A 13,633-nucleotide genomic window follows, 5' to 3' on the forward strand; every position below is an offset into this window, starting at 1 on the left:
ACTCAATAATTTTTAACGCAGCCTAAAGAGTTATTTAATTCACGAGATAATTTGTTATGCGTAATTTTGATATGACTTTAGATTAGGCTATGACTAATTCAGGGTAAAACTTTTTCAACATTGCGGCTATTTTTTTCGGTGTAAATGGTTTTACAACAAACCCTTTAGCGCCTTTATCAATCGCATCTTTTACATTCTCTACCGTAGAATGAGCTGAAACCATCACCACATTTGTCTCAGGATTTATATCGTTTATTTGCGCGATAAGTTCTTTTCCATCGCCATCTGGTAATTCGATATCTAAAAATATAATGTTGTAACTCGCTGCATTACACGCGCTAATGCACTGCGCTGCTGTCGATGCTTCCCTAACGTTTTCAATACCTAAATGCATTAAAGTTTGATTTAAAAAGCTACGTACAGTGCCTACATCGTCCACTATCAAGATTGAAAGCTGCGTATTCATGGTTGATCCCCGTAGGTTATGAACTAGGTTTAAGTTATTATACTTGGGTATATACCTAATAACTTATTTCATTTTATAATCTCATTATAGAGAGCTCTGCTTAAAAGGCCAGATTTGCTTTATGTCTAACAATCAAAAAAAACAATCCTTACTTGGAAAAACACCACAAAGAAGAAAACCGACAACTGCATCAAAAAAAAAGGGGACCAGTCAGCTTCCTAGCTCAATCCAAAGTGTAGATGAGCAACAAATTACAATTGGGGCTAACAACAAAAAAACGAAAGCTAAACTTATTATTACTGGTGTAATTTTACTAATCGCTGTCAGTGTACCTAAGCCACAATTAATAACGTATGAAAAGTTAGGCCTAGTGACGCAAAGTGTTTACTGGCCTGGTATGTTTGGTTACGGTGCCACACTTTTTGATTCAAGCTTGCAGCCTCAAGCCGATCTAACCCGAAACAGCCTTTACTTGTGTCGAAATATGAAGCAGCCTGATAGCTGTCAAAAATATCGAATAACCGAAAATGCAGGCTTTTTTGCTGCGCTCAAAAAGCTAATGATGGATTAAAAAAACTAATCCGAAAAAATAAATTTACTTGGTTGAAAGGTGCGCAAAAACTCACCATAATGGCGCTCCTTTTTTCAACACATGAACAACGATAAAACCATGCTAAACGAGCTTGATTGGCTTTTAAACTTTATACTGTTAGCCCTAGGATTAGGGGCATTTTTTATTAACCAACTAACAATATTACGCGTTGCGGCGATTAGCGCCTGCGTTTTACTGTTTTTATCATTTAGTTTAGACCTAATGTCGTCAAGTGTGATCTCAAACATGAGCCTTGTGTTGATTAATACATTTTATTTGTTCAAAGTTTATACCTTTGGTCAATTAAATGTGACGCCTAATTAATATATCCCCCAAGATAATTTTATATGCCTTACTTGGTTTTACTGAGTGAGGTATTTTTTTGTCTAAACTTATTAGCAAAGAAATAACTCGCTTGCACAATAATGCATTAATAAGCTTGTAAAAAAGGAAGAGAGTAAAAACCGAGCACTATGTAAGAAGGATTGACTCGGCTTAGTGATTACTTTTATTTAACTTGGCTTGTTGATTGTTGAGGTTGTTCATCAGCATTAGCTTGGTTAAACCATGCTGACACTCCCATTAGAACAATAGACACCACAATAACACTGAGTTTTACGCCACCTTGTTGTTGTTTCATTATAAACCTTATTATTGTTTTTATTATAAATCGTACGCGTTATAGATTAGCTAAAATTACAAGTGTTAACAATATGTATTTTGCGTTAATTACTTAGATTTTAATAACCTTTTGTTCTATCAACTTGATGATTTAAATCTAGGCCTAATTTTAAACGCTCTACATTTTGTGCAATTTGAGTCGTCACACTATCAAGATCTGACAACGCTGCACAATGTGGTGTTAGTGTGATTTTAGGGTGTTGCCAAAATGGGTGTTCATCACCTAATGGTTCTTGTGTAAATACATCCAAGGTAGCCGCGCGCAATTGCTGTTGGTCTAATGCATGTAGTAGGTCTTTTTCAACCACATGCTGTCCCCTAGATACATTTATTAATACTGCATGTGGTGGTAAATGCGCTAAAAGATTACGGTCTATAATACCTTTTGTTTGTGGTGTTAAAGGCAATAAACACACTAAGTAATCTGCTTTATTGAGTAAATTAGGCAATGCTGCTTGCTGATGTATACAGTTAACATCAGCCATACTTTTTGCGCTTTGCGAAAACGCGCTTACACTAAAGTTATTTATTAAAAGACGTGTAGCGCATGCTTGACCTAACTCACCAAATCCTAAAATAACAACATGCTTATCGCGATAGCTTCGCTTTGGGCACCATTGGTTATCTTGCTGTTTTAATATGTACTCTTTTAAGCGCAGTTTATGCGCCAAAATATGGGCTAATACATACTCAGCCATGTCATGAGCCAAGTTTTCATCAACAATACGTGTAACAACAACATTTTTAGGTAATACATTTAAATCGATGCTGTCTATTCCTGCCCCAAATGATGAAACAGCTTTTAAATTTGGTAGTTGTACCCACATATCTTCAGGGGCAAGCCAGGCAAGAACAAATTCAATATCATTTAAATTATCACAATGTGGCCACTGCGAAATTTTTACATCTGGTAGCTTAGCCTCCAATGCAGTCATTATTTTACTGCAATCACGCCCGCTAATAGCGACAAGTACGCTCATAGAATGCCTATAATAAATAGTATATGTACAATAAGTATAACCTCTGCTGCAATATTTAATCTAATGAGATTCAATTTACGCACTTTAAAAAGTCACACAATTGCAACCTAACTGTCATCGCTTGCTTTTACTCTTTCAATATTGGTTTATCGCCAACATCAAACGAGGTAATAATGATCAGTGTTGATAAAGTAATCGCAGCAAATCTGCCACAACTAGAAAACTCACCTAAAGTTAAAAGTTTAGTTAAAAAAGGCTTAGGGTACTTACTACATGAGCAAGAGTTTGTAGCCTTTGGTGATGCTTACCCACACTTACAAGGTATTGAGTTTGTAGAACAAGTGCTTGACGAATTAGACTTCGATACTCGCTATAAACCGAAACAAATTGAAAATATCCCCAGTGAAGGTAAATTAGTTATTGTCGCTAATCACCCTATTGGCTCGTTAGATGCGTTAGCATTAATTAAAGTGTTATCAAGCGTTCGCCAAGATTTAAAAGTCGTAGCCAATCGCATGTTGATGTCGGTAACCCCCATGCATTCGTTACTTTTGCCCGTCGATAATTTATCTGGGACAAGTAAAAAGCAAGAGCTTAGTAATATTCACCAACATTTAAAAAGTGAAGGTGCGCTATTGATCTTCCCAGCAGGTGAAGTATCTCGTTTAAGTCCAACAGGTATAAAAGACTGTAAGTGGAATAGTGGTTTTTTACGTATCGCTAAAAAAGCGAACAGCCCTATTTTACCTATTTTTATAAAAGCCAAAAATAGTTCGCTTTTTTATGGTACGTCAATGATTTACAAACCGCTCGCGAGTCTACTACTTGTCAAAGAAATGTTTAAGCAGCGTCAAAAATCATTAGAGTTTGAAATTGGTGCATCAATTCCTCCTGAATCCTACTTAATTGAAAACCTCAAAGACAAAGAGGTCGTTAATTTAATTCGTAAGCAACTCTATGCATTAACATCAAAAAAAATCTTACCGCTTAAAACTCAAACGCCTATCGCAACCTCGGAATGCCGTAAAGAGCTAAAAAAGGCCATAGAGAAATGCCAGCGACTTGGTACCACACAAGATGGGATGCAGATTTACTTGTATCAATATCAAGGCAGCTCACCTATTTTCAGAGAGCTTGGCCGTTTAAGAGAGATCTCTTTTAGAGCTGTGGGAGAAGGCAGTGGAAAACGCCGTGATATTGATAAATACGATATGGACTATCAACATTTAGTCTTGTGGGATAGCTCACAGCTTGAACTCGTCGGCGCATACCGTTTAGCCTGTGCGCAAGATATTATTGAAAAACATGGCCAAAAAGGCTTATACACCGATAGTTTATTTTCATACAGTGATGAAATGGCTCCCTACTTCAAGGCTGGCATAGAGCTTGGCAGAAGTTTCGTACAACCAAAATATTGGGGACGAAAAAGCCTCGATTATTTATGGAATGGCATAGGCGCATTCATAAATACCTACTCTCAGTACCGCTATCTATATGGTGCTGTTAGTGTGTCAAATACGCTCCCAGAGCAAGCTAAAGCGATGCTTGTTTATTACTATCAGCATTACTATGGTGCCAAGCAAACAATAGCCATACCTAATAATGAGTTTAAACTCACAGAGCAACAGCGACTCCAATGCGAAACGCTTTTTTGTGGTAATGATGTTAAAGAAGATTTTGTTGAGCTTAAGCATGTGCTCGCAAACATGGGTGCCCAAGTACCCACTTTATTTAAACAGTACACCGAACTATGTGAGCCTGGCGGCGTACAGTTTTTAAGTTTTAGTGTTGATCCTGATTTCAATAACTGCATTGATGGACTTGTATTAGTTGATCTTGAAAAAGTAAAAGAAGGCAAAGCCAAAAGATATTTAGGAAAGACCTAAGAACGCAAAGGTGTATAAAATAAAGACGACCAGCCATCTAGCTTATTTACTAAACCTACTTTGATCCGTAACGTGAATTTAAGCTCACTGTATGCCATCAAAAGTAGTTTTTATGTAAAGGTATGATACAGTGATTGTACATAAATTATTGACAGACTAGCTATGAAAAGGTCCCTGTTATTTTTATCTTTTATCATTATTTTTTCGGTAGTTAGCATTCAATTATTAGTGATCCCTCATTTTGAAAGTAACGTGAGGTACCCAACTGAAAAATGGGCATTAGAGTTTTTAACCTCAGGCTCTACGGATCTTCTTGCTCAACAATTACAATCCATACCTAAACACCAAAGAATAGCTTACTTACAAACCATACAGGCCAATTTTGGCTTTGAACTTACTTTACAAGACTATCAACAAAATGATTTTTCAAGTGAGCAGCAATCTTGGCTCGCAGAGGATAAAATTTGGGGTGATCCGCAAGCAGATTTAGCTTATCGAAAAATAGATAACGAGCAGCTGTTAGTGATTGTAAAACCTAATACGGTACCTAAGCATCTGGTCAACGAGGCACAACGTTGGATGATGGGCTCTTTTTACTTACTAAGCAATATTTTAGCGAAACACCCACAGCACAATTGGCCGTCGATAATTGATTCGCTCAGTGATAATTTTTCATACCCCGTTGCACTAATGACATTGAGTGAATTAACTTACACAAAGCAACAAATAGCCCAATTGAAAACAGGGGCTATTGTGACCATATCCACTGCGGATTCTAATTTTATTGGCTATCCCGCTGACATTGCCGTACAGCGAATCAAAAATAGCGATAAAGTAATTGTACTTGGCCCTTTTAGCCCTCAACTAAAGGGCAAAGTGGTGTATATGTTAAGTATATTTTATTTTATATTCGGCTTTTTCCTGCTTATACCAATTATAATATGGTTAATTCCTGGCTGGCGCTCTATGTTATCGCTCAATAAAGTTGCGATATTACTTGGACAAGGTAAATTTGATGCTCGCGCTAAGCTAATTCGTTTTAGCCATCTAAACCATTTATCCAAAACGTTTAATATCATGGCCGAAAAAATACAACGTCTTATCTCTTCTCATAAAACCCTGATAAATGCTGTATCACATGAATTGCGAACTCCCATTGCACGTATTGAATTCAATATTGAGTTACTTAGAAATAGTACAGCCAATAACTATCAACTTGGGCAACTAGAGCGGATTGAATTATCTTTGAATGAACTGAATTCATTAGTGTCAGAAATGCTTACACATGCTCGATTTGAGCGTGAAATACCGACACTTACATTTGCAGCCGTTGAACTTAATCATTGGATAAAACAAGAGTTATTATGTTGGCAAGAGGCTAATCCAGATATTGACATTGCCTTACTTGAACAAGGCATTTGCCATGCAATGATTGATACGTTTTATATGAGCCGCGCATTAAGTAATTTAATGCGCAATGCCATCGCGTATGGAAAAAACCGTATCCAAGTGAGCTATAAAAAAACCGTGAAAGGCTGGCTGATTTGTGTTGCGGATAACGGTGATGGTATTCCTTTATCCAATGCTGAGAAGGTATTTGAACCATTCTATCGAGAAGATCAAAGTCGTAATTTGCAAGTCGGTGGCACCGGGCTAGGCCTTGCAATCGTTAAACAAATTTTAGGCTGGCATGAAGGAAGCGCGAGTGTTGAGCCATCAAGCTTAGGTGGTGCGTGTTTCATGCTAAATTGGCCAGCCAAACGCATACATCAAGAATCCACATAGAGAATAATAAATGAAAACAAAAATTTTAGTGGTAGAAGATGATTTACCGCTTGCTGAGTCAATTCAAGAGTATTTAACGATTGAAGGCTATCAGGTTGAAATAGAATCAAATGGCGAGCATGCGGTCTCCCGTATTCTTCAGTGGCAGCCAGCTCTGGTGCTGCTTGACGTTATGTTACCGAACAAGGATGGCTTAACGGTATGCCGCGAAGTAAGGCAGTCATACAGCGGCTATATTTTGATGTTTACTGCACGAGAAGAAGAAATTGATCAGGTTGTAGGGCTTGAAATTGGTGCCGACGATTATTTACTAAAGCCGGTGAAACCTCGCTTACTACTGGCAAAAATTAAAGCTTTTTTAAGACGTGGACATCCCACAGATCCACTCGCCATAAAGCCACAAACGAAAGAGTCTATAACGTTTGGGCAATTAATCATTAATACACATAACCGGACAGTCTCTTTAGCAACGCAACATATCCAGCTCACAGACGGCGAATATGACCTACTGCTACTACTTGCTAAAAATGCAGGAGTTATTCTTTCACGTAGTGACATTGTTGAACAAATAAAAGGTTATCACTATGACGGTATTGAACGTGGTGTTGATAATCATATTAGTCAGATACGCAAGAAGCTCGGTGACAATGCGCGTAATCCAATAAAAATTAAGACTATCCGTTCCAAAGGCTACTTATTTGTGGTTAGTGCATGGTAGTTATGGGTGGATATGGCGCTATACCCTAAATATAGAAGTAGCGCCTTTGAGAGACTTGAACTTTGGATAATATACCCAAACCACCTCAAGATGCGAGTTTCAGTTGGAATTTAAAGCGATTTAGGCAAGGCATTGATTGCAAGTAATAGTGGTTCTATTGTTAAAATCAATAACGCAGTATAAATCGCTTTAAAACCAACCCGTTGGGCGTTTCACAGGCACTTACTCTCATCGTTGTTACTTCTTAAAAGGGACTGCCATTGTTGCAAAGTAACGCCTTGATATTAAGCCCCTGTGAAACGCTGAATTCTGCATCTTGAGGTGGCTTGGGTATACATCTTTCTCAGCAACGACTTCACGCTAACCAGATGAGTTTTAATCTAAGGTTATTCTTGAGCCATTACACGTTTACCATTGCTATCGACAACGAGTAAATATGATGCACCAAAATTCCCCCCACATAAATCGATAGCCTGATTGGCAACTTTTAGGCCATTAGCGCAGTTACTAACCGCTAAAAACTCTGTGACACGGCCCTTTTTTGTAATTAATACTTTTTTATCATCAATTGAAACATCATACTCACCGTAGGCAAATAAACGTACATTAAATACATCGGCAGTATTGCTTTGTTTTTTATCAATCACAGACAAAGCCCGTTCACCTGAAGATTGCCAAGCAATAACCCATAAATCATCATTATTACTCAAGGTTGTATTTATGCGTTCCTCTTTATTCGCATTGATACTGTCTTTAACCCCCAAGTTAATCATATTATTAATTACTTTATAACTGTAGTTATAGCGACTACCCACAGCATTGGCCTCCACATCGCCCGAAGCGATATTATCACTATCAAATAAACCGCTATAGCCGGTGCTAATACTCCTTTTTTTGACATGAAAGTCAGCCATATAATCCAATGAATTTATAAAAGACATATTTACTTGATGGGTTAATTTATCATCTAATTCATCCGTGCTTTCACCACATCCACTTAAAGCAGCTGTCACACCAAACAACAGTGCAATACTAAATCCTTTATTACTGGTGCTCATAATAATCTCCATAATGTTTAATTTATCAACGCTAAAAATCGCACTAAACGCTTTTATTACTTTAATAATTTTTTATTAATCAATTACTAAGCATTACATTTCGAATAGCGAAATTGACTGAAAAAATGTTAGCATATTCTTTATGAGACATCTCTCAGCGCTTGTCGGACATTGTCAGGAATTGTCTGTTGATAATGAGCTTTTAGCTTAATGATGACCTTGCGTTATATACCCAAGCCACCTCAAGATGCCGTTTCAGTTGGAGTTAAAAGCAATTTAGGCAAGGCATTGATTGCAAATAATGGTTGTTCCCTTGTTAAAATCATTTCCTTATAAAAGTAACGCAGTATAAATTGCTTTAAACCAACCCGTTGTGCGTTTCACAGGCGCTTACTCTCATCGTTGTTACTTCTTAAAAGGGACTGCCATTGTTGCATAGTAACGCCTTGATATTAAACACCTGTGAAACGCTGAAGTCTGCATCTTGAGGTGGCTTGGGTATAGTCAGCTGACATGGCTAATAAATACCCGTTCTAAAAGCTGTGTGTATATTTTCTCAATTTTTAGTAAGTCATTAATAGGCACATGCTCGTTCACTTGGTGGATGGTATTATTTCTTACCCCGCATTCAATCACTTGGGTATAATCATTAGCAAAAAACCGCCCATCAGAAGTTCCGCCACTGGTACTTAATAAAGGATAACTGCCTGTCACATTAAAAATAGCTTGTTCAACTTGAGTCAATAAGCAGCGACGCGTTTGATGACTAGTATAAAAAGGCTCACACGGACGCTCCCATTCCACACTCAGCAAAGCTTGTAGATCGCCTAACGCGAATTGAATTTCATTTTTTATATCACTGCTTTTATAACCATGGCTATAACGAATATTAAATGTCATTTCACACCGTGCTGGCACCATGTTATCAACAACATTAGCAATATTAATCCCTGTTACTTGCAAGCTCGTATGTGAACTTGGCTCGTCACGCTGCCACGTTATACCAGCCAAACGCTTGATTACTTCTGCACTTAAATGGGCTGCATTTATGGTGTTTTCTGGATAAGCAACATGCCCTGCTTTGCCGTTGATCACTAACCGCGCAGACAGTGCACCTCGACGGCCATTTTTGATTGTATCACCAACATGCAAATGACTGGTTGGCTCACCGACAATGCAGCCGTCAAGTTTGATACCTTGTTGCGCTAAACGCTCTGCAATCAGTAGTGAACCATATTCCGCCTCTCCTTCTTCATCAGAGGTGATCAGCCAGTAAAAAGTACCTTCTTTTGCAGCTGCGTTAGCCAGTAACGTACGACTAGCACATAACATGGCGGCAACGCCTCCTTTCATATCAGCAGCGCCGCGGCCATAAATAGCGCCATCAATAATAGCACCTGAAAATGGTTCTGCTCGCCACTGCTCACTTGTCGCGGGTACAACATCAATGTGCCCAGAGAATGCAACTAAAGGCCCATCTCCAAACTCTATTTTTGCTATAAGATTTGTTACGCCTTTATAGGTAAATTGATCGCACGTAAATCCTAAATTCGAAAGTTGATCATTTAGCCAGTCTATGGCGCCAGCTTGATTTGGGGTCACCGATTTAAATTTAATAAGCGTGCGTAGCCAGTCAACAACTTTAGGCTGCGCGTGTATTTGTAATGATGGGGTTCGTGCTAAAAACATATCAACACACAAAATGCAATAAAGGTAGCTTTATTACAACCGTGTTTTATGACTGGGATATGTCAGTTTATAGAAATAAACATGACTGATTTATAAAACGAATAGAACACGCCTCAAGTCAATCATTATTATGATAAAGGCATCTAAACATTAATCTAAATCAAACAATCTTTTTAGATCCAATAATCTGCTTATAAACATTGATCTAGAACAGTTTCTTATTTCGAATTTACTTGATAATAGACTCAATTCAAAAAAAGTAGTTCTCGGAGAACAGCATGAAAAAACAACTTAGCGCAGCGTTATTCACCTCTCTTTTAATCGCGTCTCCTTTTGCCAGTGCAGATTTTAGCGTAAACGTAGGTGCTATAAACGTAAATCCTGATAATAGCAGCTCAGCAATCAATGAAGACTCAACTCTTGGTCTAAAAGGTGATTCTGATACACAGCTTGGTATTACTATTGATTATGCATTTAATGATAACTGGGTTTTAGAGTTAGTTGCTGCAACACCTTTCTCTCATGATGTTGACGGTACAGGTGGTTTAGCTGGCAATAAAATTGCTAATATTAAGCATTTACCACCATCACTTATTGCTCAATATCACTTTTTAGACAGTGCATCTGCATTTCGCCCATTCGTAGGTGTTGGTGTTAACTATACGGTATTTTTCGACGAACAACCTTCAGCGGCACTTAAATCAGTACTTGGCACTGACGATGTTCAAGTGAAGTTAGATGATTCATTCGGCTTTGTAGCACAAGCAGGTGTTAACTACATGTTTAATCAAAGCTGGGGATTGCATGCAATGGTATCTGTAATGGATATTGAGACTGATGCAACTGTCTACGCAAAAGGCGCACAGGCACTTACTTCAACCGTTAAAATTGACCCGGTTGTTGCAATGTTAGGTGTTAAGTATAAGTTTTAAATTTGTAGATACTAAAAATATACTTTAAAAAGGCCTTTCGGCCTTTTTTGTTTTTTCGTATTAAAATCAGCGAGACAAGTTAGTTACTTTTTTCTGTTCAAGCATTTCCTTCCAATGCATTATTTCTGGGGGCAAAATAGGTGCTACGCCATCAAACCCTGCAACCTCTAACATCTCTTCAACGCTAACAACGCCTTTTTTACGCTTAAACACCCCTCTAACATATGCAATAGCATGAAGGCCACGATCAGAGTGAAACTTCTGTTCTATATAGAAATATTTATGGTCCCAACCAACTAGTCGCGTACTCACTGTATAACGCTGCATTGGCTTGATATCACGAATATAAGTAATCGCAGTTGCATTGACGATGGGAAACCAGCGTTTTTTTAATATCAGCCCCAATAACCCCACCCTTTCAGTCATCCATGTTCGCGCCAAATCCATCATGGCTAAGTAACGAGAGTTTGTCAGGTGCAAATTAATATCACAATCAGTCGGTAACGCTTTGTAATCAATATCAACTGTATCTAAGAGCGGCTGATAAACACGATTACGTTTGATTTTAAAAAAAAGTAATAAAAGACGAAAATAGAGGTTCACAATTAAAGGTCTAACCAGTTAATAATACAACCGAGTGTAGCACAGCATCTTGCAATGGAGAATATTCTGCTCTAATCTCAAAGTTCACTATTTTTAAAAAGTACGCATCATTATGATTAAACCTGTCTTTTACTTAGGTGTTTTATTCACACTTTGTAGCAGCTATGCATGGGCTGATTTTGATTATCCAGGAGAAGGAAAGGTTAGCTACCCTACTGGTGTAGAAAAACCGTTTAAATTCGGCTTTGGTTGGCAAAAAAACAATGAGCAATTTACCATTGGAACTAAAAGTTACAATATGCAATTACCAGAATCATATTCCATTGCTATAACGCTTTCTAAAGATGAGCAGCAAATCTGGGTGCAAGAATTTAACAATGGTTTTATTGAAGGGTTTAACTGGAAAATAGGCGAGCACACTTTAGCACTTGAAAAACGTCAGTTTAAAGATCCTGTCAAAGGAAATTATGTGATTAGTTTAGATAATAAAAATTACTTTTTTGCTCGTAACAATATCAGCATAATGATTAAATTTAGCGAAGAAGGGATTGAGACAATCGCTATTGATGGCGTCACTAAAGATATGGGCACTAAACAATAGTACCCATAAATAATTGCAAACTTACACTTTTACTGTTTTACGGTTAATACCATAATCACGTAATTTATTCGCAACAGCTGTGTGGCTTAAACCTAACCGTTTAGCTAGTTGACGTGAACTTGGGTAAGCTGGGTAAAGTTTACGTAATAACGTTGCTTCAAAGCGCTTTACCGCTTGATCTAAAGAGCCTTCAAAATCAGACTCTAAATAGCCCAAGTCATGTGTAAATGTGGGTAACTGAAGATGCTCTACACGTAGTTCATTGTCATCTAATAATGATACCGCGCGGTAAATCGCATTTTCGAGCTGACGCACATTACCCGGCCATGGGTAATCTTGCAAGAACGCTAAGCACTCAGCCGATAGTTCAGGTATAGCATGGCCATTTTGCTGTGCATATTTTTGAATAAAGTGCTCAGCCAATGGACCTACATCAGCCCTACGGTCTCTCAGTGGCGCTATTTCAAGTGTCAGGACGTTAATTCGATAATATAAATCTTCTCTAAACGTTCCCTCTTGCACCATTGCTGGTAAATCTTTCTGCGTCGCGGCAATAATGCGAACATTCACTTTCACTTCGTTCTCATCGCCTACTTTTCGAAATGTACCATCTTGTAAAAAGCGTAATAGTTTGGTTTGTAATTGCGTAGACATTTCGCCCACTTCATCCAAAAATACCGTACCACCATCCGCTTGTTCAAGCACACCACGTTTTGGTGCAGCATTTTCTTCGTAACCTGCATAGCCAAATAATTCAGATTCTGCTACATCATCAGGTAATGAAGCACATGACAATGCAATGAACGGCTTGACTGAACGATTTGACGCATAATGGCATGCACGCGCAAGCAGCTCTTTACCAGTACCTGTTTCACCGGTGATTAAAATAGGCGCTTCCAATTGTGCCATTTTACGTGCTTCACGCACAACTCGTCGCATTGCGGTACTAAAATTATGAATGGTTGCAAAACTCTCTTGCCCATAACGACGAAATGCGCTGACTTGCTGTCCCAACCGACTCTGTGATTTGATGTTGATTACAGCGCCCGCCAATACATCGCCTTCAGCACCTTGCGGCACTGCTATTGGTAAAATGTCAGCAATAAAATCTTCACCTGCAACTTCAACACGTGTTGTTTGGCCTAAAACTTCTTTCCCTTCCAGCCAGCGTGTAAAATTAAAGCCTTTTAATAGATTATTAATATTCGAGCCGAGAATCTCTTTTTCACTCAGCTGTAAGTCTTTACATGCGGCATCATTGCATAACCTAACCCAGCCTTTAGCATCAATAGATATAACGCCATCAGGTAACGCACGCAATAAAGTATTAAGTTCGTTATGCTCACGTTCAGAAGGTAAAAAAGCAGTAGTTCGAACATCTTTAACACCATCAATCAATCGTATTGATGGCATAATTTTTTGGAACTGTTCAAACTCAATCGGGGGGAAACTGACGTACATACGACAGTTCACTGAATCAACTTCAATACCTTTCAAATCAACTTGATAATTGACCAAAATATTAAGTATTTCTTGAGCAATACCGATGCGGTCTGCACAATGAATATCTAAACGCATTATATCCTCAAAAAAAGAGACATTTATATATCACGGATAATACGCGAACTCCTCTAGAGAGGAT

Annotated in this window: 14 protein-coding genes; 7 read left to right on the plus strand and 7 right to left on the minus strand. The window is 38.2% G+C overall.

The features are described 5' to 3' along the window. Positions 1-82: 82 nt before the first annotated feature. On the minus strand, positions 83-466 hold the full coding sequence (locus tag A7967_RS10645) for a response regulator (protein WP_054205132.1): 384 nt from the start codon (positions 464-466) through the stop codon (positions 83-85). A gap of 121 nt (positions 467-587) precedes the next feature. Here A7967_RS10645 and A7967_RS10650 point away from each other — a divergent pair, with 121 nt between their 5' ends. Continuing rightward, entirely contained in the window at positions 588-1,037 is a 450-nt protein-coding gene (locus A7967_RS10650; protein ID WP_054205131.1) for a hypothetical protein, read from the plus strand. A 99-nt stretch (positions 1,038-1,136) separates the two neighbouring features. Continuing rightward, positions 1,137-1,382 (plus strand): hypothetical protein, encoded by a 246-nt coding sequence (locus tag A7967_RS23350; RefSeq protein ID WP_054205204.1) that lies wholly within the window; start codon positions 1,137-1,139, stop codon positions 1,380-1,382. 184 nt (positions 1,383-1,566) lie between these two features. Here A7967_RS23350 and A7967_RS23555 read toward each other — a convergent pair whose 3' ends face one another. Together A7967_RS23555 and A7967_RS10660 are read right to left on the minus strand one after the other, a co-directional pair. Beyond that, on the minus strand, positions 1,567-1,698 hold the full coding sequence (locus tag A7967_RS23555; RefSeq protein WP_269432715.1) for a hypothetical protein: 132 nt from the start codon (positions 1,696-1,698) through the stop codon (positions 1,567-1,569). A gap of 100 nt (positions 1,699-1,798) precedes the next feature. Further along, on the minus strand, positions 1,799-2,719 hold the full coding sequence (locus A7967_RS10660) for a 2-hydroxyacid dehydrogenase (RefSeq protein WP_054205130.1): 921 nt from the start codon (positions 2,717-2,719) through the stop codon (positions 1,799-1,801). Between the two features lie 173 nt (positions 2,720-2,892). On the opposite strand from A7967_RS10660, the gene olsF reads away from it, so the two are divergent. From olsF to A7967_RS10675, 3 genes are all read left to right on the plus strand, one after another. Next, positions 2,893-4,605, plus strand: coding sequence for a bifunctional ornithine lipid synthase OlsF (gene olsF, locus A7967_RS10665; RefSeq protein ID WP_054205129.1), 1,713 nt, complete (start codon positions 2,893-2,895; stop codon positions 4,603-4,605). Between the two features lie 162 nt (positions 4,606-4,767). Next, positions 4,768-6,390: an ATP-binding protein gene (locus tag A7967_RS10670; protein ID WP_054205128.1), complete on the plus strand. Its 1,623-nt coding sequence runs from the start codon at positions 4,768-4,770 to the stop codon at positions 6,388-6,390. A gap of 10 nt (positions 6,391-6,400) precedes the next feature. Next, positions 6,401-7,108, plus strand: coding sequence for a response regulator (locus tag A7967_RS10675; RefSeq protein ID WP_054205127.1), 708 nt, complete (start codon positions 6,401-6,403; stop codon positions 7,106-7,108). Between the two features lie 386 nt (positions 7,109-7,494). On the opposite strand, the gene A7967_RS10680 is transcribed toward A7967_RS10675, so the two are convergent. Then, a complete protein-coding gene (locus A7967_RS10680; RefSeq protein ID WP_054205126.1) occupies positions 7,495-8,166 on the minus strand; it encodes a hypothetical protein in 672 nt (223 codons plus the stop codon). Positions 8,167-8,670: 504 nt separating this feature from the next. Then, entirely contained in the window at positions 8,671-9,855 is a 1,185-nt protein-coding gene (dapE, locus tag A7967_RS10685; protein ID WP_054205125.1) for a succinyl-diaminopimelate desuccinylase, read from the minus strand. A gap of 278 nt (positions 9,856-10,133) precedes the next feature. On the opposite strand from dapE, the gene A7967_RS10690 reads away from it, so the two are divergent. After that, complete coding sequence (locus tag A7967_RS10690; protein WP_054205124.1) at positions 10,134-10,787, plus strand: OmpW/AlkL family protein; 654 nt, start codon at positions 10,134-10,136, stop codon at positions 10,785-10,787. Between the two features lie 66 nt (positions 10,788-10,853). Here the strand turns inward: A7967_RS10690 and A7967_RS10695 are convergent, their stop codons facing one another. Next, positions 10,854-11,390: a thioesterase family protein gene (locus tag A7967_RS10695; protein WP_054205123.1), complete on the minus strand. Its 537-nt coding sequence runs from the start codon at positions 11,388-11,390 to the stop codon at positions 10,854-10,856. Between the two features lie 112 nt (positions 11,391-11,502). Between A7967_RS10695 and A7967_RS10700 the strand changes: the two genes are divergently transcribed. After that, positions 11,503-11,991 carry a hypothetical protein gene (locus A7967_RS10700; RefSeq protein ID WP_054205122.1) on the plus strand — a complete coding sequence of 163 codons (489 nt, stop codon included), beginning with the start codon at positions 11,503-11,505 and terminating at the stop codon, positions 11,989-11,991. 21 nt (positions 11,992-12,012) lie between these two features. Here A7967_RS10700 and tyrR read toward each other — a convergent pair whose 3' ends face one another. Beyond that, a complete protein-coding gene (gene tyrR, locus A7967_RS10705; RefSeq protein ID WP_054205121.1) occupies positions 12,013-13,569 on the minus strand; it encodes a transcriptional regulator TyrR in 1,557 nt (518 codons plus the stop codon). Positions 13,570-13,633: the final 64 nt, after the last annotated feature.

The organism is Pseudoalteromonas neustonica, from assembly GCF_001653135.1.
GTDB classification, from domain to species: domain Bacteria; phylum Pseudomonadota; class Gammaproteobacteria; order Enterobacterales; family Alteromonadaceae; genus Pseudoalteromonas; species Pseudoalteromonas neustonica.